This is a genomic window from Trichocoleus sp. FACHB-40, from assembly GCF_014695915.1.
GTDB lineage: Bacteria > Cyanobacteriota > Cyanobacteriia > Cyanobacteriales > FACHB-T130 > Funiculus > Funiculus sociatus.
Window position 1 is genome coordinate 84151 of record NZ_JACJPF010000069.1, and the last position, 22152, is coordinate 106302.

The 22152-nt window shown below is 46.0% G+C and carries 14 protein-coding genes and 1 pseudogene; 7 read left to right on the plus strand and 8 right to left on the minus strand.

The genetic code is table 11. The features are described 5' to 3' along the window. Nucleotides 1-21: 21 nt before the first annotated feature. A complete protein-coding gene (locus H6F63_RS16890) occupies nucleotides 22-2559 on the plus strand; it encodes a family 10 glycosylhydrolase (protein ID WP_199298093.1) in 2538 nt (845 codons plus the stop codon). Nucleotides 2560-2756: 197 nt separating this feature from the next. Here the strand turns inward: H6F63_RS16890 and H6F63_RS16895 are convergent, their stop codons facing one another. Continuing rightward, on the minus strand, nucleotides 2757-3164 hold the full coding sequence (locus H6F63_RS16895) for a DUF5362 family protein (RefSeq protein ID WP_190638714.1): 408 nt from the start codon (nucleotides 3162-3164) through the stop codon (nucleotides 2757-2759). A 241-nt stretch (nucleotides 3165-3405) separates the two neighbouring features. Here H6F63_RS16895 and H6F63_RS16900 point away from each other — a divergent pair, with 241 nt between their 5' ends. After that, nucleotides 3406-4599: a pentapeptide repeat-containing protein gene (locus H6F63_RS16900; RefSeq protein ID WP_190638715.1), complete on the plus strand. Its 1194-nt coding sequence runs from the start codon at nucleotides 3406-3408 to the stop codon at nucleotides 4597-4599. 466 nt (nucleotides 4600-5065) lie between these two features. Here H6F63_RS16900 and H6F63_RS31040 read toward each other — a convergent pair. Continuing rightward, nucleotides 5066-5563: pseudogene (locus H6F63_RS31040) on the minus strand (TIGR04222 domain-containing membrane protein); the annotation flags it as partial. A 45-nt stretch (nucleotides 5564-5608) separates the two neighbouring features. Then, the gene (locus H6F63_RS16910; protein ID WP_190638717.1) at nucleotides 5609-6487 is read right to left on the minus strand and encodes an aspartoacylase; all 879 of its coding nucleotides are present in this window, start codon (nucleotides 6485-6487) and stop codon (nucleotides 5609-5611) included. A 159-nt stretch (nucleotides 6488-6646) separates the two neighbouring features. Here H6F63_RS16910 and H6F63_RS16915 point away from each other — a divergent pair, with 159 nt between their 5' ends. Next, a complete protein-coding gene (locus tag H6F63_RS16915; protein WP_190638718.1) occupies nucleotides 6647-7534 on the plus strand; it encodes a LysR substrate-binding domain-containing protein in 888 nt (295 codons plus the stop codon). A 676-nt stretch (nucleotides 7535-8210) separates the two neighbouring features. Here the strand turns inward: H6F63_RS16915 and H6F63_RS16920 are convergent. From H6F63_RS16920 to H6F63_RS16940, 5 genes are all read right to left on the minus strand, one after another. Further along, the gene (locus tag H6F63_RS16920; RefSeq protein WP_190638719.1) at nucleotides 8211-10121 is read right to left on the minus strand and encodes an acetate--CoA ligase family protein; all 1911 of its coding nucleotides are present in this window, start codon (nucleotides 10119-10121) and stop codon (nucleotides 8211-8213) included. A gap of 270 nt (nucleotides 10122-10391) precedes the next feature. Then, nucleotides 10392-10580 carry a CsbD family protein gene (locus H6F63_RS16925; protein WP_190638720.1) on the minus strand — a complete coding sequence of 63 codons (189 nt, stop codon included), beginning with the start codon at nucleotides 10578-10580 and terminating at the stop codon, nucleotides 10392-10394. Between the two features lie 247 nt (nucleotides 10581-10827). Beyond that, on the minus strand, nucleotides 10828-11652 hold the full coding sequence (locus H6F63_RS16930; RefSeq protein WP_190638721.1) for a cyanophycinase: 825 nt from the start codon (nucleotides 11650-11652) through the stop codon (nucleotides 10828-10830). A gap of 315 nt (nucleotides 11653-11967) precedes the next feature. Further along, entirely contained in the window at nucleotides 11968-13167 is a 1200-nt protein-coding gene (locus H6F63_RS16935; RefSeq protein ID WP_242019847.1) for a response regulator, read from the minus strand. A gap of 336 nt (nucleotides 13168-13503) precedes the next feature. Beyond that, complete coding sequence (locus H6F63_RS16940) at nucleotides 13504-15726, minus strand: ATP-binding protein (RefSeq protein ID WP_199298094.1); 2223 nt, start codon at nucleotides 15724-15726, stop codon at nucleotides 13504-13506. A gap of 658 nt (nucleotides 15727-16384) precedes the next feature. Between H6F63_RS16940 and H6F63_RS16945 the strand changes: the two genes are divergently transcribed. From H6F63_RS16945 to H6F63_RS16960, 4 genes are all read left to right on the plus strand, one after another. After that, on the plus strand, nucleotides 16385-17512 hold the full coding sequence (locus H6F63_RS16945) for a HetZ-related protein 2 (protein WP_190638733.1): 1128 nt from the start codon (nucleotides 16385-16387) through the stop codon (nucleotides 17510-17512). Between the two features lie 403 nt (nucleotides 17513-17915). Then, nucleotides 17916-19085, plus strand: a complete 1170-nt coding sequence (locus H6F63_RS16950; RefSeq protein ID WP_190638722.1) for a hypothetical protein — start codon at nucleotides 17916-17918, stop codon at nucleotides 19083-19085. A gap of 291 nt (nucleotides 19086-19376) precedes the next feature. Continuing rightward, complete coding sequence (locus tag H6F63_RS16955) at nucleotides 19377-20060, plus strand: Crp/Fnr family transcriptional regulator (protein ID WP_190426261.1); 684 nt, start codon at nucleotides 19377-19379, stop codon at nucleotides 20058-20060. Nucleotides 20061-20172: 112 nt separating this feature from the next. Further along, a complete protein-coding gene (locus H6F63_RS16960) occupies nucleotides 20173-22041 on the plus strand; it encodes a M61 family metallopeptidase (protein WP_242019849.1) in 1869 nt (622 codons plus the stop codon). Nucleotides 22042-22152: the final 111 nt, after the last annotated feature.

Genomic DNA, 22152 nt, shown 5'->3' on the forward strand with positions numbered 1-22152 from the left:
TTGCCTTTTTCCTTTTTACTTTTGCCTACTTCTGTTAGTGCCGCACCTGGTGTAATGGGTGTAGTGAAAAGCCAGACAAATGCAACGCAATGGGAAGGTATTACAAGGCGCTTGGGGTTGAGTGGTGTCGCCTACTGTATTGTTGACTTGCAGCAAATTCGACAAGCGGCAGATTTGGCAGGTACGCAGGTTTTATTTTTACCCAACGTTGAAACTCTGAGTGCTGTACAGGTACAAGCGTTACAAGACTGGATGGGTAAGGGCGGGCGCATTATTGTCAGCGGTCCCGTGGGGACTTTATCCCAGCCGGATGTGCGAAGTAAATTGCGATCGCTTCTGGGCGCATACTGGGGATTTAGCCTGCAAAATCCCTCCACCCTCGCCCCCACCTCCGGAAAAAACCAGGGATGGATGCAACAGAACGGACTCGCCGGAATTATTCGCGGCGGCGTAATCATTCCCGCTGGATTAACAAGTCAAACCGCCGCTGTCTGGAAATCCACCGAAAATCCCCCAGCAGTCGTGACTACAGACCGCTCAGTTTTTTTAGGTTGGCGCTGGGGAGTCGATACAGCCTCTGAACCCAAGCTAGATAGCGCCTGGTTGCGGGCATCCCTGACTCGCTACGGGGGAGTCGGGGATGCCCGCAACCCAGCACAACGAAATTGTACGCCACCGAATGCGATCGCAAGTTCTGCCTCCACCCCTGCAAAACCCCCTTCCCCAACCCCAACAAATCGCAGTGCTGCACTTCCCCCCGCCTCTCCTCCATTCCAACTCCCAGACCTAAATGGCGACGGTCTAGTAGCACCTGCTGGACTAGAAGTAAAACCCAGCTCTCAGCCCATCACAGCCTCACAAGCAAGTGCCATGCGTCAAGAGCTAGAAGCTCTCATCGGTCGTTTTGAGAGCGCCCAGCTAGCCGCCAACGCCGTTACAGGAGGATTGGAGAACCGGGGAACCTCAACTCAAAACTCAAAACTCAAAACCCCAAATCCACTTAGTAATGCCCGCATAGCGCTGCAAAACTTTCTTCAACTCGTTGCCCAAAAAAACTACACAGGAGCCAGACAACAGTGGCTTCAGGCGCGACGCATTCTATGGGACAACTACCCCAAAGACCGACCCCAAACCCAGCCAGAAATTCGGGCAATGTGGTTAGACCGGGGTACGATTATTCGTGCTGGTTCAGAGCAGCAATTAGCTAAAATTTTCGACCGACTAGCAGCAGCAGGGTTTAACACCGTCTTTTTTGAAACCGTCAATGCTGGATATCCCATTTACCCCAGTCGCGTTGCCCAAATTAAAAACCCGTTGGTACGTGGCTGGGACCCCCTAGCATCTGCTGTCAAATTAGCCCACCAGCGAGGCATGGAATTGCACGCTTGGGTATGGATTTTCGCCATTGGCAACCAGCGTCACAACGCCCTGCTCAACCTTCCCAAAGAGTATCCCGGCCCAGTGCTTGACCTGAACCCTACTTGGGCAGGCTACGATAACCGGGGGCGCATTTTCCATCTGGGTTCGGGTAAAACTTTTCTTGACCCTGCCAATCCAGAGGCGCGGCGCTACTTAATACAAATGTTGGAGGAAATTGTCAAGAATTATCAAGTTGATGGCGTTCAGTTCGACTATATTCGTAATCCCTTTCAAGACCCTAATGCCGGATATTCTTTCGGTTACGGTACAGCTGCTCGCCAGCAATTTCAGCAACTAACTGGGGTAGATCCAGTTAAGATTTCTCCAAAAGATAGAGACTTGTGGCAAAGGTGGACGCAATTTCGCACTAATGCAATTGACAGCTTTGTAGCAGAAGCATCCAGAAATCTACGCTCTATAAAAAGTAATCTCATTTTGTCGGCGGCAGTGTTTCCCTTTCCTAAAAATGAACGTCTGCAAAAACTGCAACAACATTGGGAAGTTTGGGCGCAACGTGGGGATATAGATTTAGTGGTGCCGATGACTTATGCTCTGGATACAAACAGATTGCAGAGTTTAACACGGCCTTTGCTAAGTCAAAATCAACTGGGTTCAACCTTGATTTTGCCATCTATTCGACTGCTGAATCTGCCGGATGTGGTGGCGGTAGATCAAATTCAGGCACTGCGAAATTTTCCTGCTAGTGGTTACGCCTTATTTGCTGCCGAAAATCTCAATGATAATCTGCAAGGAATCTTCCGTCGTACTCAGTCGCAACAAGCGATCGCATCCCCTCTACCTTATCGTCAACCCTTCAAAGCCGCAGCTGCCCGTTACGTTTCTCTACAACAAGAATGGACTTTTCTAGAGGCAAATAATCAACTTTGGATTAAAGAACCAGCCCTCTCGGAATGGCGTAAACAAGCAGATGCTCTCTCTAAGGCACTCAATCAGCTAGCAGATAATCCTTCTAGAAATAATCTGACAATGGCAAAAGCCTTATTAGCATCTTTTCAATTTCAATTCAAGAAATGGATGCAATCAGAAGGTTTAGAGCAACCTTATCAAGTCGAAGTTTGGGCAAATCGTTTGGCAACTTTAGAAAGATTGTTGCTTTATGGTGAGCGCACGCTGAAGTAAAAGCAAAAAAAATACAAGGCGATTGGAAATCGCGGCTATACGAACAAAGTCCGCCTGCGCGGACTCAGTTCAGCCTACGAAGGCAGGCTTAGTTTGCGTAGTGCCAGACTTTAGCCTGAGCGCATTTTTGCAAATAGGTGAGGCAATCGCCTCACTCTCAGCATTCCTAGAATCTGATTTTTAACGAGAGAATTCTTTCAGGGAGTAACGTTGACAGCCCCTAAAATTAGACCCGTAATAAGTGCAATAGCAATAAAAATGAGTGCTATCAATATCAGCCAATACTGAAGAGTATATAGTTTCCTCAGTTGCTCAAGCGCTATCATTAAATTTTCGATATCGTTTCCTTGAGTATCAGCAATTAACTTAAAAGAAGAGGCGGCTTTGGTAGTCCAGAAGCCAATGAGTATTTGCAAAACTCCATTAATAATGCCGCTGATTAAACCCGATCTGACACTGACGATTCCCCCGATAATTAGAAGCACTCCCAAGGCAATCAGGAAGTAGCTAACAAAGCGCATTTTTTGAGCAAGATCCTTAATCAGATGGTTGTGGGACTGGTTAAACTCGTAGCGATCGCTTTCCACTTCAAACTTCCTCCCCATGAACTGAGATAGATTTTAGGACATCGCTGCCAGATTGCGATCGTAGATATAGAAAACGATAATGCGAAGTGTGAAGCAAAGCGATCGCTCTGGTAAATCTTGAACCGCTCCCAACGCTTCATAATCTCAAATGCGCTGCAAAGAATTTGTTATCCCTTTACGTAGCAAAGCGTGTAGCTTAGCATCAAGACAGTTCTAGCTGCCAACCAAGAGCAGACACGAACCGAGGGGAGCAGAAATTGTGGTAGCAGACTTCAAAGAAACAGATTTAAGGGGATCTCATCTCAAAGGGAAAGATTTGCGGGCAAAAGACCTCAGAGGGGTTAACCTCAGCGAGGCGAACCTGACTTATGCAGACATGATTGAAGCCAACTTGGCTTCAGCAAACCTGAGTGGATCGAATCTGACTGGGGCGTGTTTAAATTTAGCTAACCTGAGCGAGACAAACCTCAGAGGAGCCGATCTGAGTGCCACGAACTTTGTCGGGGCTGATTTGAGCAAAGCAGATTTGAGGGCGGCAAACCTTAAAAAGGCTAATCTCGTTAGCAGCAACCTGGAAAATGCCAACTTAACTAGAGCCAACTTGATTGGAGCAGACTTAACAGCAGCGGATCTCACCGGAGCTATCTTACACCAAGCTATCTACAATCAAGAAACTCGGTTCTCACCAGGCTTTGACCCTAAGCAAGCTTCTGCTTACTTGATTGCCTATAACGTATCGCTAACAGGGGTAAACCTGAGTGAATTGGATCTAAGTGGGGTTTATCTAAAAGCAGCAGACTTGAGGGCGGCAAACTTGATGCGGGCAAATCTGGTTGGGGCAAATTTGGAAAGTGCTAACTTGGCGGGAGCCAATTTAGTCGGGGCGGATTTTAGTAAAGCCAAGCTGAGGGGAATCATTCTGGAAAAAGCTGTCTACACTCAAGAAACTTTGTTTTCCTATGATTTTGACCCACGCGAAGCCGGGGCTTATTTGATTGCTGCTGGCGTATCGCTGCCTGGGGTTAACTTGGGTGGGGTAAATTTGAGTGGAGCAGATTTGCGGGGGACGAACCTCAGAGGGGGAAAGTTACGGGGAGCAAATCTAACAGAGGTAGACTTAACCAATGCCAATTTGAGAAAGGCCGACTTGGAAGATGCCGACTTGAGTAGGGCAGATTTGAGAGGGGCAAATTTGACGGGAGCCATTTTAACTCAGGTAAACTTAAGCGAAGCTGACCTGAGAGGGGTTGACCTGACTCGAACCGATTTGCGGGGAGCTAACTTGAGTATGGCAGACTTGCGAGGAGCGGACTTGACAGGAGCCATTTTAACTCAAGTGAACTTGAGTGAGGCTGATTTGCGGGGTGTAGACCTGACGCGAACAGACTTGCAGGGAGCTAATCTCAATGGAGCAGACTTGACTGATGTTGATTCGAGTCGAGCCACTCTTTGAAAAGGCAAAAAAGTTAGGAGTGAGGAGTTATTAATTTAATTTTAAACAGCGTCTCTAGAGCTGTATCTGCCTATCCAGCCTGAAGGCGTGCCTGTGATCACATACAGACTGCACAACCGTCATTATTACTACCATTACTACCACCACCACTGCTATTACCACGACCGCCGAACAGGGAAAAAATAATGGCTATGGGTATCCACCACCAAGACCACCCTGAAGATTTTCCCGAAGTAGAATTATGTTTGTTCTCAGAAGTTGGGGTTGGAGTGTTACGAGGTAGCGGAGAATTTTCAGCAGCTTGAGACAGCGCTAGTTCAGAATTTGTAGAGTGAATTTTCGGGGGAGAAATTTCTGCTATCAGTAGCGTAGAGCTGCTGATAGTTAGGACTAACATAAATGACAACAGAGCGATCGCTATAAATTTCAGCAAAGGCAAGCGAGGTAGATAAACAGATGGCAACCGACTCAGAGTAAAAGATGGTTTGGCTACAATCCAGTACCGATGAGCGTTGACTCGCGTGAACTGAATATCTGTACTAAATCGGATGTCGGGTGGAGACCAGATATCGGACGGGGGGCGCTGACCAAAGAATTTTTCATAGCTAATCAGCGTCTCGTTATAGAACCTGTAGAAATTCTCCTGTTCGCTAGAACCCCCACGAGTAGGATTGTGGTGCAGTGGTTTCTGTAAGATTTTGGCACAAAACTCATCCCAGTACGATCGCGTGTAAGTCAAGTGCAGATGCCAAACTTGATCCACTTGATCGGAGGGAGTGACGGGATGTTCAGCTATAACAGCAAGAAAGATAAACTTTTTGTATTCGTCAATCACTTGCTGAGTATATTCAACCGTCCATCCGTTTTCTCTTGCCAATCTTTGACTGAAGGGAAAAGCAGCGTCAGGGTCATCAAGGGAAAATTCCTGAATACTTTGGTAAAGTTTTGTCTGCTGGGCGTTCATTGGTGACTCCTTTATAATTTTTACTCACCGATTCACTTTTTTGTCTCAAACTACAACCAGTTCCTTTTGGGTTATGCACATGGCAATTCCTTTCTCGTAGTAAGCCGCCTCGTTAATGAAAACTGGATAAACGGTTGATGTTCCTTGATAAGCGATCGCTTGACCATCAAATGTCAAAAACATTGGCTCGCCTGGTTTAATAGCTTCGTAATCTCTAAATTGAAGTCCTGGGTGGATCATCGCGTGAATTTCCCCGTCTTCATTTCTGGGATAGTCGATTGTCTGTAGGCATTGATAAATTGTGAAGGTATCTCTTGCGGGGAAAGGTGTTCCCCGGTTATAGGCGTCTACAAAGTCTAAAATTGCGTAGATAAGTTCTTCCGTTTGCTGAAATAAACGCGCATCCAACACGCCTTGTGCAACAGCACCCACTTCGATCGCGCAACCGAGTTCGGAAATTGATCTCAGAAACGGGCTATTATTCTCGTCTTTCCATCGATACACCTTCACGCTGGGATTCACGGATTTGAGATAAGCGGCTAACTGAAGGTTGAATGGATGCTTGGTACTTGGAATAATCGTCAGCCCCATGTTGGCTGTGGTCGTGTGCAAATCGATTGTTAAGTTGGTTTGCTCTTTTGGGAGCGATGCCAACCTTTGGTAAATTTCTTTAGCTCGAATTGCTTCATAGTTGGAAAGCTGAGCATTCTCTAAATCCTGTCGGTGGAAACAGCGATTGAGGTCAGTATCAACGTACCGCCTCCCGATTGCATACGCTTTAGGATTCGCCAAAAGTGTAATGCTCTCAAAACTCGCTCGTGCGATCGCCTTGGGAAATCGCTCGAATTTCTTCACCAGGTAAATTCCTGTGAGTTCGTTTCCGTGAGTTCCACCAACAATGGCAACACGTTTGATCTGATTCATATAGAAATCCCTTCCTACCCCAACCACAGCACTGTTTGTTGAGTCAGCCCAGTTGAGGTTTATAACGTCTTGCGATCCAGATTAGCCAAGCTATTACTATATGTCCAATATTTTATTGAGAGGTAAACTATATTTAAAAGATATAGTAGTGGCTAAAAGATGGAACTTCGACATTTGCGTTACTTCATCGCGGTGGCACAGGAGTTGAACTTCACTCGTGCTGCGGAGCGTCTACATATCGCGCAACCTCCCTTGAGCAAGCAAATTCACGATCTTGAAGTGGAGCTTGGGGTGCAACTGTTCGATCGCGCCAGGCGACCGCTCCAGTTAACAGTAGCTGGAGTTATCTTTTTAGAAGAAGCGATGAGCGCGATCGCTCAGGTAGAGAATGCCGTCAAAATGGCGCAACGTGCCAGTAGAGGAGAAATCGGGCGTTTGGTAATCGGCTTTACGAGTTCAATGGCAAACAGCTTTTTGCCAGACATCCTGCGCGTTTACCGCGATCGCTTTCCCAAAGTGGAACTCGTCTGGCGGGAACTAGCAACTTCCCACCAATTGCAAGCCCTGCGAGATCGGCAGCTTGATGTTGGCTTTTTCCATTTAACGTCATGGATGCTTCAAGCAGCGGATTTATGCTTAATGACGATTTGGCATGAATCTTTGATCGTGGCATTACCAGCAACTCATCCACTGGCGAACCAACCGCAAATTTCTTTGAAAGCACTGGCACAGGAAGTGTTCATCCTCCCTTCTCGTCAATTCTCTCCGGTCTTATCTGAACAGCTTGAACATCTATGCCAACAATCTGACATTTCACCTGTTGTCATCCAAGAAGGAACAATGATGCTGACAATCCTGGGTTTAGTTGCTGGTGGCGTTGGAATTGCCTTGCTGCCTGCGAATGCCCAAAATCTTCAACGCAAGGGTGTTGTCTACAAAAACATCGCTGAGTCAACACCAACTATCCCGATGGCTGCTGTGTGGCGACGGGACGATGCCTCAGCTACTTTGCGTGAGTTCTTAGAAGTAACAAAAGAAGTCACGTAAACTCACTCCCTAGCAGTGGGTTCAGGTTGATGCTATGTCTCAACTCAAACCTCCTCTTAGTAAAGCAATAATTTTAGTTAGTAGAATCGAATTTTTATCAAACATTAAATGCGTTATGAATAAATATTTACTCGCCTGCCTAGCCTTTTTACTAATCATTATGTTGATGATTAGCAATCCCCTCCACGGAACGCCATCGGCACCTGATTCTGTGGCGGGATAATGTCGCCGATGATGTAAAAATTGAATTGTACGAAGGGTCAAAACTAGCTAAAGCGATCGCGTCTAAAACAGCAAGTGATGGTGTTTTTGAATGGACACCGGAAACCACAATATTACCACAGTCTGTTATCGGAGTGACAAGTTTAAAGCATAAAAATCTTTTTGGGAGCCTACTGTTAAAGTAGAAACTCCCAATATTTAAAGTCGATTACGCGAATAGCGACTTATTTTTTCTTGCGCGTCCAAAGGTCGGTAAACATCATTGTCATCCCGCCGAAAAAAATAGCGATCGCCATCCCGCCTGCAATTGCATTCATCCAATCAATATTTTCCATTAAATTACTTTGCCAATTTTCATCTAGTCAACGCTACCAGATTAACGCCTCTGATATTGAACGGGGACTGGAGACTGGGTAAGATTCTTCCCAATCCCCAATCCCCAGTCCCCAATCCCTTAGGCAACTTTGGGGATTTCCTTGAGATAAACTCGCAAAAATGGTTCAGCCGCGCCAAGCTTGTACTGTTCCAGCAAGCCTTTGGCGCGGATGGAGATGTTGTCTCCTTCCTTAATAACCAAAGTCGAGTCGTCGCTGATACCCCGCGCTAGCATCATCTCAGTTTCGGTGGGATTATCCAAAACTATAATGTCACTACCGTGGTAAAACATCCCCTCCTTCTCTAAGACATCTTCCCTGTACTCAGCAATCAGCAGATCCAGCTTGGGATTACGCAGCAGGTTCTGCACGTTGCTGTTGTAATCTTTGTTCAAGTTTTTCTCAGAACGATTGACAAAAACCCCTTCGCGACAAACCGCGCCAATTGTCCATTCCGGGTGTCGAATTAGAACATCGTCAATAATTTCTTGGAGTTCTTGAACTGAAATCTTGTTGAAGGTGATAATCGGTAGCCTCGCATCTTTCTCTGATGCAAAGAAGGTTTCCAAAATATGCGAGGGTACATCAACGCTTTCACCCACAGCAGGTTTAAGGTGCATATAAATACCGGGAGCGGCGTTAATCTCGATGATGCCAAAATCACCATTTTTCCAAGATTTTGCTAAGTCGCCAGCAATTACGTCAATCCCAAGGCAAGTTAGATGGAAATGTTGGGCGATGTCTTGCGCCAGGATGATGTTGTCAGGGTGAACGTCGCTTGTCTTATCGATGCTCAAACCGCCTGCTGAGAGGTTGGCAACTTTGCGAAGATAGACAATGCGATCGCTTTCTATTACGCTATCGAGTGACAATTCCTGTTCTTCTAAATACATCTCCATCGCCTCATCGCACTGAATCTTCCCCAGTGGCGAAGTCGGCGTATCTATCCGTGCTGGCTTCCGATTTTCTCGCTCGATCAATTCAGCAATAGTTGAGTGTCCATCACCCACTATCGATGCTGGACGGCGTTCAGTCGCCGCTACAAATCTGCCGTTAACGCATAGCAATCGGAAATCTGTCCCCGAAATACTTTTCTCAACGATTATCTGAATTGGCTGGTCTTTAGGAATAGCATTGAGCGCTCTGCTAAAGGCATATTTCATTTCCTCCGCACTTTGCACATCAGCCGTCACCCCAATTCCTTTGTGACCAACTACAGGTTTAACTGCTACTGGGTAGCCAATTTCTCTGGCTGCTGCCCTTGCTTCTTCCAGCGTGTAAACGATATCACCTTTGGGTACTGGAAAACCCAAAGTAGCTAAGAAAGCCTTACAGTCATCTTTGCGAGTGGTGAAGTCGGAATCCAAATGACTATCGCAGTCAAAAGTTGTGGCTATACCGCGAACCTGTTTTTTTCCATAGCCGTATTGAACCAATCCTTCGTCCCACAGATAAAAGGTAGGAATCCCTTTTTGGTAGGCTGTACGCCACAGAGCGTAAACTGTTGGCCCACCGTAAGCAGATTTCCGAAATATCTCCTGTATCGTCTTGATCTGATCTTCCAGCCGGAAATTTTCATGTTGAGTAATTGCTTCAAACCAGTCCCAAACGCAGTAAACTACTGACCGAGTTGTGCGTGCATGGAGGGATTGAACCGCAATCGTCACAAAGTTATCATTGGGCTTGCTACTCCAGTGGTGGAGGTGCAGCCCCATGTCGAGCTTTCCCACTTCTGAGGTTGTCCGGGCGAAGAGTTGAGCATGGGAATCATAAGTTTCCTCGCCCAAGTGCGGGTAGCGATCGCTAATAATCGCAACATAATCTTCGAGAGGACGCGCTTCTGTATTGTTCGTTACTGCCAAATCAAATACTAATGCCCCTGTCTCCAAATATGGGTTCGGGCCAATGTAATGCTTGAAGTTGAATATGTCGAAGGCATCAGTTTTTCTAGCATTGACTCGGACTGCATCGGTGCTTGTATCTCGGTTCATTAAGTTTCTCCGGTTATCTAAACACCCTTAAAATTTGGAGTTTCGGTTATTTTGAACCTAACCCTATTCTGTTGCATTTTCAGCTATCGCAGGGCATACTCATTCTGAGTTACGTTCCCATACTATCCCAAAGCCTCATCTTGCTTGGGATAAAGCTCTTAACCAACAGATGAATTGTCAGAATATCTTAGCAATACCTAAAAAACCCGTTTTCTCAAAGAAAACGGGTTTTTTAGTTTTGGTTTTATCACCTGATATTGATTAAAAAACCTAAGCGTTATCTACAACCTGTTTTGCTTTATCTTTCAGGTCTTCTTTAAGGTGTATTGCCGCAGCTTCATCCTGCTTCACTTGCCCTTCTACTTGGTCTTTTTGGTCGCCTGTGACATGACCAAGTGCTTCTTGAGCCTTACCTTCAAGGTTTTTAGCAACTGCTTCCGCTCTGTTTTCAATGCTCATTTTTATTTTCCCTTAACAATAGTAAGTAATTTTCGATACCCTATTTTTAGTATTGAATTTTACTATAAGAAATCACCTCCCTCGGAGGGTAGATTATAGGATAGCTACGGGTAGTTAATAGTCCCACCCGTAGCTATAGCAATCCTAAATAATTCGTGAACCCCTATAGGGACACGGCACTACCGTGTCCCTATAGGGGTTAATACTCGTTCACAAGTTAAATAGGATTGCTATATCCTACTTTTTCTTAATCAACAATTGGCTTGCGAGTTTGCAAGTCAAATTTGTAACCGTGTGGAAGAACATGAAGCCTAGCTCCGCAAACTGCCAAAGCCTCATCCTTTAATATTTCGCCGACGTTGCTATGTGTAATCCCTGACTCATCGACAATCGTGACAGCGCCTTCCCCAATCACTTCAAACTTGTTATCGCTGATAGCGATCGCTGTATTCTCGTCAATACCAAAACCCAAGACAGCAGGCTGCTGGGCCAAGGCTGAAATTAAGCGTCCCATACGGCCGCGCTGCAAGAAATGCTGATCGATCACCACCCCAGGCAGAAAGCCCATACCGGGGCCCATTTCGACAACATTAACGCGAGGATTTGTCTCTGAATCTCCTTCAATAATCATGATATCTGGCATCATGGCAGCGCCCGCGCTTGTGCCGCCCACCACGATTCCTTCAGCGTATCGTCTGTGAATAGCGGCATCGACTTCTGTACCCTTAAGATTGCTGGTGATACGAGCCTGATCGCCACCCGTAAAAAACACGCCCGTAGCTTTCTCAATAGCTTCCAACGCTCTAGGGTCGCTTCCATCTTCTCGATTAGCGGTGTCAACGATTCTCACGTCATCGACTCCCAGCCGCTCAAACACTTCCGTGTAGGTACGTCCGACTTCATCAGGTAGCCCTGTCGCTACTGTCATAACGACAATCCGAGCCTGGGTACCGCCAGCGCGGCGAACGAACTCTCGAAGAATCGTGCAATCTCCTTCTTTATCTTCTGCTCCCCCGATAATTACCAATTGCCCACGGGCATTAGTCACGGGTGTGGTTTCTCCGGTTTCCATTTATTTAAATCCCAGGTATCAATGAGGGTGTGAATCGCTTTTTTTGACATGGAAATTCCTAGGAGGTATAAAAACTCCTAGGAAATAGGATATTTGTCAGATTGGCTGTCCTTGTTAATTACTTTACCTAATAGTCGGTACTGGGACTTCTTTCTATAGATATAATTTTCAATGTGTCTGTGTTCAAAATCACATTTTCTTTTTACATGAGGATTGGAAAAAGGCAAAAATAAAAAGGTCAAAAAAACTTTTTTTTCCTACATCCGGAGCAACAAGCATCCCGTCTGTAAATTCCCTCCTCCCCAGTTTCTTCAATTAGTAGAGTAACTTTGCTTCGCCCAATACAGGAGTTTGGGTGCCGAATACTTCGTAGAGGTCAATCCCTTGCTGCTTACCACGAGGTATTGCGCGGTCAATCCATCGGCATCTGAATAACTCTGGTTGACTTAGCTGGGCAATAACGGCATCACTGGCAAGAATTTCACAGCTGTAGACTTTTGTCAATTCTTCTAGACGGGCGGCTGTATTTACCACATCACCAATTACTGTAGAGTCCATGCGATGATCTGATCCTACTGTCCCAATCATCGCAGTGCCTGTGTGAACTCCTATACCAATGCGAAGTGGCTCATTTAAGTTGTACTGTTCGCGATTGGCGTTAAACTCATTTAGGCTGTGTATCATCATCACGGCGGCGGTGAGGGCATCCTGTGAGTGGTTTCCGGCGCGGTCAAAGACAGCCATGATGGCATCTCCCAGGAATTTGTCAATAAAGCCACGATTGGTAGCGATGGTTCGATTCATCCGGGTATAGAAAGCATTCAGCCACTCAAAGGTTTCATTGACTCTTTGAGATTCGGTTATGCTTGTAAATCCCCGTATATCGCAAAATAAAATAGTTAGTTCTTCTTGTCTAGCGTTTCCCAATTGAATTGATTCTACCCCTTTGGGTGCAATGCGTCTCAAGAATTGATCTGGCACAAATAACCGCAGCTTCTCTGAAAGATATTGATTAATCTCCCATGCAGCTGATATTTGCCCCTTAATTTTTTCTTTTACTTGTTCTTCGATTCTTCGCTCTTGTTGTTGCGATCGCATCTTGTTCAATCGCAATGTACTAGATATTTTTTTGATTAATAAATTACTTTTTATCGGCTTAGTAAAATAATCATCTCCCATCATTTCCAAGCCTGTTAACCTGGAATCTTCATCATCCAAAGCCGTCAAAAAAATTATCGGCACCGTTTGCAGATTTTGATCTTCTCGCAACCGACGGCAAACTTCAAAGCCCCCCATTCCTGGCATCATTACATCCAGCAAGATCAAATCAGGCCGAAAATCTTGCACAATTTCCAATGCTTGAGAGCCTGATGATGCCACAAGAGTTTCATAGCCTTGTGACTGCAACAACTCTTCTAGCAGTAATAAATTATTTGGCTCATCATCAACTAATAGAATACGCGGCAGGGGCTTTGTCATGGGATTGACAAGAGATAGAGCAAGTGGCGCCGTCATATAAAACTGCTTCTCCTAGCAACGATTACACTCGCGCCTTAATTTTGACTTGAGTAAATCTACTTAAAACAGTTGTCTGACTTAAGTAATTTTAGTTAGATGCCCCTGACCAATCTTCAGCTTCCTGAGATATTCTCAGTACAACCACTTAGATAAATCCTTTGTGTGGCTGCTGTGTCCGAAGATATATCTGAATCTTATTAACACATTGAAACATACGCAATTGGCGATGACAATTAGTCATCAGATAGAAAGAAATTCAACCCCTTTTAGGGGTTGAACTTTTTGGGAGTGCTGTTCAATAACTGTCCGAAAGCGGCTAAAGATGTTTTGTCACTAATGCTGAATAAAAGATCGGACGGTTGTAATCACAGTATCCAGGTCTAAGGGCTTGCTGATGTACCCGTCGGCACCAGCAGCCAGACAGCGATCGCGATCGCCAGACATTGCCATCGCTGTCATCGCAATTACGGGGACAGATCTCCATAAAGGGTGAGCCTTGAGTTGACGCATAATTTCAAACCCATCCACACCCGGCAGTTGGATATCCATGAGAATCAAGTTAGGTAGCGATCGCGCCAACACATAAGGAGATCGCATCGCCTCCAGCATCGTGCTACCGTCATAAATTAACTCAACCACATAACCTTCTAATTCCAACACATCTGAAATCAACGCCTGATTGAAGGCATGATCTTCCACCACTAAAATCCGTTTAGTATCCCTTGCGGCTAGATTAACATCGCCGTGGGTTCCTACGAGAAATGAAGACGGTTGTTGCTTAGCTGGCATTGGTACTGGCGCGGCTAACTCCTGCGGCACATCAGCTATCGGCAGCCATACCCGAAACGTACTGCCTCGATTTACCACCGATTCTAGAGAAACGGTGCCGCCGTGGAGTTCCGCCAACCGCTTAGTTAAAGCCAAACCCAGCCCGGTGCCTTCATGTTTTCTGGTTAAAGAAGCATCTATCTGCTGGAAAGGTCGAAATAGCAGATGCCACTTATCTTCAGGAATTCCGATACCTGAATCGGCTACTTCAAAACACAAGTAAGGGGTAGTGGGATCAATCAAACTGCGTTCTGGCCGAAATTCTTTTGCTAACTCACTTCCATAAGCCAATCGCCCACTCAGTTTAATTTTTCCTCGATTTGGCGTAAACTTAACAGCATTGGAAAGCAGGTTAATTAATATTTGGCGGACGCGGCGCTCATCTAGAGAAACTTGACCCAGGGAATATTCGAGTTCCAGCGATAGAGCGATTTGCTTTTTCTCAGCACGAGGCTGAATCATTTTCAGGCATTGATTGCACAATTCTGGGATGTAAACTGGCCCCAGGTCGAGTTCTACTTTTCCAGCTTCGATTTTAGATAGATCGAGAATGTCATTAATCAATTGCAACAGGTGTTGACCACTTTCTTCAATCACCCGCACGTAGTTCGTCTGACGCGGGTTCAAGGTTCCGGCGATTTGTCGGAGCAATAGATCGGAGAATCCCAGAATGCTGTTGAGGGGAGTTCGCAGTTCGTGGGACATAGAAGCGAGAAACTCAGACTTGAGTTGAGAAGCCCGTTCTAAATCCTCATTAATTTGGCGCAGGTGTTCTTCAGCCTGCGCCCTTTCAATCGCAACGCCCAGTGTACGACAGGCTGCTAAGAGCATATCTTGTTGGGGAGCGTCCTGAAGTTTCTGCTGACTGCGAGACTCCAGCGTTAACACGCCAATGATGTTGCCGTTGGCGGCAGGAATCGGAAAAATGCCTAGTTGACCAATCCCTGGGTGGCGAAATCCAGGTACTGCTTGGGGATGGCTTTGATAATCGTCAATAAATAGCGGCGATCCTGTTTCTACTACTTGCCACAGTAAACCCTGACCGTAAGGAATTCCTTGATTCAGCAAGGCTTCTATCTCGGCAATTGCTGGTACCCCGTAGGTGGCAATGAACTGGCTGGAAATCTCATTTGTGAGCATACTGGCTCTCGCCTCCCTGCCCTGACCGATGATCACTTTGACATCGCCGAAGGCAGCGCCCATTGTCGCCACTAGGTAGGAAAGTGCAAATTGCCCAATCTCCCGTAACTCACTGGCTGGCTGTAGCCGTTGCGTCATTCCCTGCAAAAAGGTTAAACGCCTCAACTCGGCGTTTAAACGTGCCTGGGATTGTTGATAACCAGTGACATCGCGGAAGGTAAACAGCCGTCCGCCATCGTTGGTTAAGGTGGTGTAAACTTCGAGGCAGATGCCGTTAGCTTGCTCTATGTAAAGGGAAATATTCTCAGTGTCTGGTCTGTTTAGGGCAGATGCGATTTGCTCGCGCTGCTGTTGAGACCAGTAGCCCTGTGCTACGACTTCAGCGAAGACATCATTACAATGTGGCTTACTAGCAAGCCTGTCGTCAGAAAGCCCCAAAATTTCGGTTAATTTGCGATTAAACAATACCAGGTGATGGCAGCGATCAAACAATGCGATCGCATTGTCTACTTGATTCAAAATCAGTTCTTGTTCCTCCTTTAACTGCTGCAAAGTAGCGATCATCTGCTCTGGCTCTATTGTTTTCATCAAGAAGGAAGGGGTTAAACTTTATTTATTTAAATTAACAAAATTTAACACCTTCCTTGAGTGAGGCAAATAACGCATTAATTGTGATCTTAGACACATGGGTAATGTGAAGAAGGGATTGGGAATTGGGGATTGGGAATTGGGGATTGGGAATTGGGGATTGGGAACTAGAAATTAGGAATTAGGAAGAATCTTACCCAGTCCCCAGCCCCTAGTCCCCAGTACCTATTTAAACATTTGTAACTTGTCACGTAATTTTTTCACTCCTACCTGAGAAGTCAATTGAGGTGCAAAAGTTGGCTGTTGGTAGTAGAATCAGAAATTACCCCTACTCCATTCGACGCATACTTTTAAAACCTCACAGTTAGTGATAGCAAGCCAAAAGGCTTGGGGGTTATGATCTCAAGCACTTTGCCTTGAGATCGTCATCTCAGTCCCTTGTTGTTCTTCGTCAAATCTTTGGGTGGGGTGAGATCACTTCTATCCAAAGGTAGACATGATGAAATAGAGAGCAGTTAATACTCAAATGGGTTGGCGTGAAATGAGGTTTGTAGGGCAAACTTTAGATCAGGAAAGTGAGTTTGGTGTCGTTCGTCCTACGTCCGAATTCCAAACTCATGAATCGAAGACTCAAACGACGCTGGGAACTCAAAACTCCATGTCATCGGCTCAAGAAATAGCACAGAATTGGCGAAAAGAGCTGGCATCTGACTGTCCTGAATATAGCGCAGCAACCCACGAAAGTATTATTAGCTGGCTGATGGGCGAGGACTTAGAGCGTTTTGAAACGTTTAACCCAACTCAGATGACAATTGCTAAGCAAGCGATGGAATATCGCTATCGCATTTTACGGCAACGTTATTTAGGAGTGGGGCCAGAGCGTGCCTATCGCAACTTGACTACGCGACTGGGCAGTTTGGTGTTGTTGAGGAATAAAATCCGCACCTGGGTGGCTTTGTCGCGCGATCGCCAGCGAGCAGTAGTGGATGTGTTGCAGGAAGTAATTCAGGAATTACTGCATAGCGATCGCTACATTCAACAACAAATTACCTGGATTACCAAATGTACCGAAGACACTCGTCTTCGTAACTCCCTGCTGATGAGCAGCATTGAAGAATATTGCCTTAGACCGATTCGCAACCAGCCGCTGTTAGTGTACAGGTTTGTTAACTATCTGCGTCGTTCCCAGCGCGGCGGCATGACTCACGTCCCGGATGGAGAGTTGGTGCGACTGGTTTCGGAGGAAGTGACTCCCGATGAAGCAGACAATCCGGTGAGTTTACTGGACGCGCAAGCGGTTTCCCAATACCAAGAAAATCAGGCAATTGAAGAACAAATGTCCATGCGGACAGCTGTTAAGCAGGAATTTCGGAGTTACTTAACTGAAAACGTCAGTAAAGAAGCTGCTGCATGGTTGGAGCTTTACCTGCAAGGAAAGTCTCAAGAAGCGATCGCCAGCGCCTTGAACTTGCAGATCAAAGAAGTTTATCGTCTGCGGGAAAAAGTCAGCTACCACGCGATTCGGGTTTTTGCCATCAAAACTCAGCCAGAGCTAGTCGCAAATTGGCTACAAACCTCTGTACAGGATAGCTTTGGGCTGACACTCACCCAATGGCAGCAATTGTGCGAAAGCGTTACCCCGGTAAGTCGCCAGCTAATTGAGCTGTTGAAAAATGGTAAATCAATGGAAGCGATCGCGGCTGAGTTGAACATGAAAAGCCATCAAGTTATGGGAGAATGGAGCAAACTCTACTTAGCCGCTCAAGCTTTGCGGAGCGATCCCTGAGCGGTGCCGAAAAACACTGGCATTCTCTCCCTATAGTCTTAACGAAACTATAACTATTGACTGGTTTATTGACATTAAACCGCTAATCAATCGCGGTAACTCCATCGAAGGTGCATCTAAGATATTAATCAGGACTTAGATATTTGGAATAGGGACTAGGGGCTAGGGAGGAAAAATTCTTTTTGCCTTTTGCATAAGAACCTTTTACCTTTGTCTTGGCTTTTTTTCCAATCCAATACGGTCTGCTAAAGAATAGTTGTAGGTTAGTCCCTTGGCACCTCACTCAACAGGCATATAGCATTTGTTGGATGAGGTGCTATCCCAACAAATCGTAGGGTTTGGATATTTGGCTTTAAGTGAACCGTGTTGGTTCTCCAATCCCACCTTCGATAGATGTAAACAAATGTTTAGACTGATTGACAAGCTCCTGCCCTTTGAAGCCTGTCTTTACTATCAAATCTTACCCCTGGCCGTAGAAGGCAACTGCCTGAAACTGGGCATGGTGCATCCAGACGATACCGCCACCTTAGACTACCTCCGCCGCATCCTGGCTTACCAGAACTACTCGCTAGAAATCCAGGTAATAAAAGCCGAGGCTCTACAGGCAATGCTCAGCGCCTACTTGAAAAATACCGGCAATTCCCAGCAACCAGCTCAAGATGCCCAAACCCCAACTCCGGCAACCAAACCCTCAGACAGTCGAGTTGGTGAGGAAAAACTGCACAAAAAGTCTGATCGGATAAATCGGGACACTCTACCAACCCTGATTGTGGATAGTCCACAGGAGTTGATACAGGAAATCAATAGCGCAAACGCTCAACCTGCTTCCGGGCCAACTCAAGAAAGACCGACTGGAAAATCAGATTTAAAGCGCGACAACAAAGACACGGGCGCTAGACAAAAGACACCCGTTAGTAAAGAGCGAGTAGCGGGCGCATACCCTTCACCCCATCAGGTTTATGATTCTACAGTTTTAACAACTCTTTCGCCGCAGCAGCTCCTTAAAGAATTGCTGCGGCGGGCGTTGAGCGGGACAATTGATCGGATTGATTGCGAACGGCATCTGTATGAAGGTAACATTCTCTGTAGTCGAGATAACGTCTTACATTGCGCGATCTCAGGGCTGCCTCTGCCCGTTTTGCAAGGAGTTATCGACGAGCTAAAGCGGATAGGAAGCTTACCTTTAATGCCAGTCCAACAGCATCAAAAGGTTGAGATTGAGCGATGTTATCAACAAGAAAGTTTGTTGCTGCGCTTGCAGATTATGCCTTCCCAGTATGGAGATGAGGCAACCCTGCAAGTGTTTCGGGGGCAAGCTTTGAAGGCTTATAAGCAGCAGCAACTCTCAATTCTGTGGCGGGAAGCTTTGAGTATTGGGGAGAAACTTCAGCGCAAGGTGAATCAAATATGCGATGTCTACGGCTCAGACTCCTTGCAGGGCGCTTCATCCGCTCCCATGCTGAACAAAGAAGCCCTCAATCACCTGCTAGAAAGCGTTGAGCAACAGCTCTCAACCCTCAGTCCGTTGCCAAGCGATCGCAAACAGGATGATTCTGTTCGCGTTAAGGGATAAGATGCCTCCTTTGTAATGATAATCTAAGCGTAGGAGACGCTTTTTCCTCAAGGCTCAAGGAAGGATGAAAGACGAAAGTTCAAACCAAGGCGGATGCGATCGCGCGTTTAGCCCATCGCTGCTATAAGAATGAAAGGCAGGCTGTACGGCGACTACAAAAGCCTATATCAAAGAGCGTACCTATTGCGGTAGGGTATTATCTAAGCTAAACAGTGAAACGATTAATAGCCCATCCTAGATAATAGTATTTTCAGAAGTTAAATTAAAATTTCACACCTTACACTTCCTTTCATGCAGACCAAAGCTTTTTCTGAGCTTTTCCCCTTATTTAACACTGCCGCTCCAGAGACATTAGAATGGCTTTTGTCTGTTGCAGTCGATCACGAATACCCATCAGATAGAGCTGTTTTGATGGAAGACGCTTGGGGCAATGCAGTTTACTTTTTAGTGTCAGGTTGGGTAAAAGTACGTCGTCTCTCTGGGGAAGATGTCGTTACCTTGGCGATATTGGGCAGAGGTGATTTTTTTGGGGAAATGGCAATTCTCGATGAATCTCCCCGTTCCACCGATGTAATTGCTCTCTCATCAGTAGAATTGCTCAGTGTCTCCGCCCAGCGGTTTATTCAAACTCTTTTCAAAGATCCGCAATTGCATCACCGAATGTTGCAACTGATGGTGAAGCGTCTGCGCCAAACTAACTTACGATTTCAAATGCGCCATCAGCCTCCAGCTGTGAAATTAGCCAATACTCTAGTGGGTTTGGGAGAAAACTACGGCGAATCCACTGAGACGGGGACAGAAATCTTTAATATCCCCTTTAAAGATTTGGCTAATGTTACAGATATCAGCGTCGAGGACACAACAAAAATTATGGGAAAACTGGATAGTAAAGGCTGGGTCAAGATCAATCCGGCACGTCAGACGCTACATTTAACTAACCTTAAGCAGCTAACCCATCTGGCGGGACGAATTTAGGTAGTAGTCAGGGAAGAGTGGGAAGGTGGGATTGGGATGTTTCCACCTTCCCACGCCGACGGACAACTGGCTAATCGCTACATTAGTTAATAGTTCCCTATAAAAATTACAAATGACACAAGCAACAGCTGTTCGCGATCGCTATCTACCTCAGACAGCACCAAAAATTCATTACCAGGTGGCAATACGCGAACCCGAATCCCATCTATTTGAGGTATCTTTAACTCTACGGGACTGGCAGCTACAGGTTCTGGATTTAAAAATGCCCGTGTGGACTCCTGGTTCCTATCTGGTGCGCGAGTATTCCAAGCATCTGCAAAATTTCTCCGCTTATTCCGGCGATCAACCTCTGACGTGGCGCAAGTTAAGTAAGAATCACTGGCAGGTAGACACAAATGGTGTGTCAGAAGTTACAATAAATTACCGTGTATTTGCTAACGAGCTAACAGTGCGGACAAATCATCTGGACGCAACTCACGGGTATTTTAACAGCGCAGCTTTGTTATTTTATATACCAGAATTTGAGCAACAACCACTTTTAATTACGATTGTGCCGCCGCGCCCAGAGTGGCACATCACAACACCCTTGCAAGTTGCATCTGATTTGGAATTGCCGATTTTAGATTTTGTGGGGGATGTTCGTCAGGAATCAGAAAGTGTCGAATCTAACCAGGAATCTGATTATCCAAAATCGAAAATCGACAATCGAAATACCTTCTTGGCTCCTGATTTTGACACGCTGGTAGATAGTCCCTTCGAGATTGGGACTCATCAGTTGTATCACTTTGAGGTTATGGGAAAACCCCATGAATTAGCTATCTGGGGAAAGGGTAACGCCGAAGCAGAGCGAATGATCCCGGATATACAGAAAATTATTGAGGTAGAAGCTCAACTGTATGGGGGTTTACCTTATGACAGATATGTGTTTTTGCTGCATCTAGCTTCTACGGGGGCGGGTGGCTTGGAACACAAGAACTCTTGCACCTTGAATTACCACCGCTTCGGGTTTCGCGAACCGGATAAGTACAATCGCTTCATGCAGCTGGTGGCGCACGAGTTCTTTCACCTGTGGAACGTTAAGCGCATCCGCCCAAAAGCGCTGGAGGTGTTCGATTATACCGGGGAAAATTACACGCCTTCTCTGTGGTTTAGTGAGGGGACGACGAGTTATTACGACTTGGTGATTCCGTTTCGGGCTGGGATATATGATATTAAGTCTTTCTTGAATGAGTTGGGTAAGGAGATTACGCGGTTACAAACGACACCAGGGAGATTGGTGCAAGCCGCAAGCGAGTCGAGTTTTGATGCTTGGATTAAGCTTTATCGCCCGGATGCTAATAGTGGAAATTCTCAGATTTCGTACTATTTGAAGGGGGAAATGGTATCATTTTTGCTGGATTTGCTGATTCGAGCGCGTCATGAAAATAAGCGATCGCTTGATGACGTGATGCGCCAAATGTGGCAGCAATTTGGGCAAGATGAAGTCGGTTTTACTCCAGAAGAGTTGCAGCAAGTAATTGAATCGGTTGCTGGAACAGATTTGCAGGAGTTTTTTGCTCGATACGTTGACGGCACCGATGAGTTACCTTTTGATGAGTATTTGTCACCTTTTGGCTTGCGCTTGGTTGGGGAAAAAGAGGAACCAGTTGCTTACCTGGGGGTGACGGCGAAGACAGAAAACGGGCGGGAAATGCTCAAATTTGTGGAGGCGGGTTCTCCGGCGCAGTTAGCGGGAATTGATGCGGGAGATGAGTTGCTGGCGATAAACGGTTTTCGGGTGACGGCGCAAAATTTGAGCGATCGCCTGAAAGATTACAATCCAGGTAATACTATCCAAGTTACAGTTTTCCATCAAGATGAACTCCGCACAAGTCTGGTGACTTTGGCAGAGCCTCGTCCGACTTCCTATAAAATTGTGCCAGTCGAGTCTCCAGACGATACCCAGAAACAAAACTTTGCTGGGTGGCTGGGTAGTAATTAACCTCAGTTCGGGATAAGCATTTGTAGACTCAGAAACCCTGAAGTAGGTTGAGGAGAGAAGTTGCAAGCCGAGAGAGGAGTTGGTGATTGTGGATAGAAATTGATGGAGAAG

Bases quoted from the DNA above. Each gene is read 5' to 3' on its own strand.
- H6F63_RS16895 (WP_190638714.1), bottom strand. From the start codon at position 3,164: ATGGGGAGGAAGTTTGAAGTGGAAAGCGATCGCTACGAGTTTAACCAG.
- H6F63_RS16910 (WP_190638717.1), bottom strand. From the start codon at position 6,487: ATGAATCAGATCAAACGTGTTGCCATTGTTGGTGGAACTCACGGAAAC.
- H6F63_RS16915 (WP_190638718.1), top strand. From the start codon at position 6,647: ATGGAACTTCGACATTTGCGTTACTTCATCGCGGTGGCACAGGAGTTG.
- H6F63_RS16920 (WP_190638719.1), bottom strand. From the start codon at position 10,121: ATGAACCGAGATACAAGCACCGATGCAGTCCGAGTCAATGCTAGAAAA.
- H6F63_RS16925 (WP_190638720.1), bottom strand. From the start codon at position 10,580: ATGAGCATTGAAAACAGAGCGGAAGCAGTTGCTAAAAACCTTGAAGGT.
- H6F63_RS16930 (WP_190638721.1), bottom strand. From the start codon at position 11,652: ATGGAAACCGGAGAAACCACACCCGTGACTAATGCCCGTGGGCAATTG.
- H6F63_RS16935 (WP_242019847.1), bottom strand. From the start codon at position 13,167: ATGACGGCGCCACTTGCTCTATCTCTTGTCAATCCCATGACAAAGCCC.
- H6F63_RS16940 (WP_199298094.1), bottom strand. From the start codon at position 15,726: ATGAAAACAATAGAGCCAGAGCAGATGATCGCTACTTTGCAGCAGTTA.
- H6F63_RS16945 (WP_190638733.1), top strand. From the start codon at position 16,385: ATGTCATCGGCTCAAGAAATAGCACAGAATTGGCGAAAAGAGCTGGCA.
- H6F63_RS16950 (WP_190638722.1), top strand. From the start codon at position 17,916: ATGTTTAGACTGATTGACAAGCTCCTGCCCTTTGAAGCCTGTCTTTAC.
- H6F63_RS16955 (WP_190426261.1), top strand. From the start codon at position 19,377: ATGCAGACCAAAGCTTTTTCTGAGCTTTTCCCCTTATTTAACACTGCC.
- H6F63_RS16960 (WP_242019849.1), top strand. From the start codon at position 20,173: ATGACACAAGCAACAGCTGTTCGCGATCGCTATCTACCTCAGACAGCA.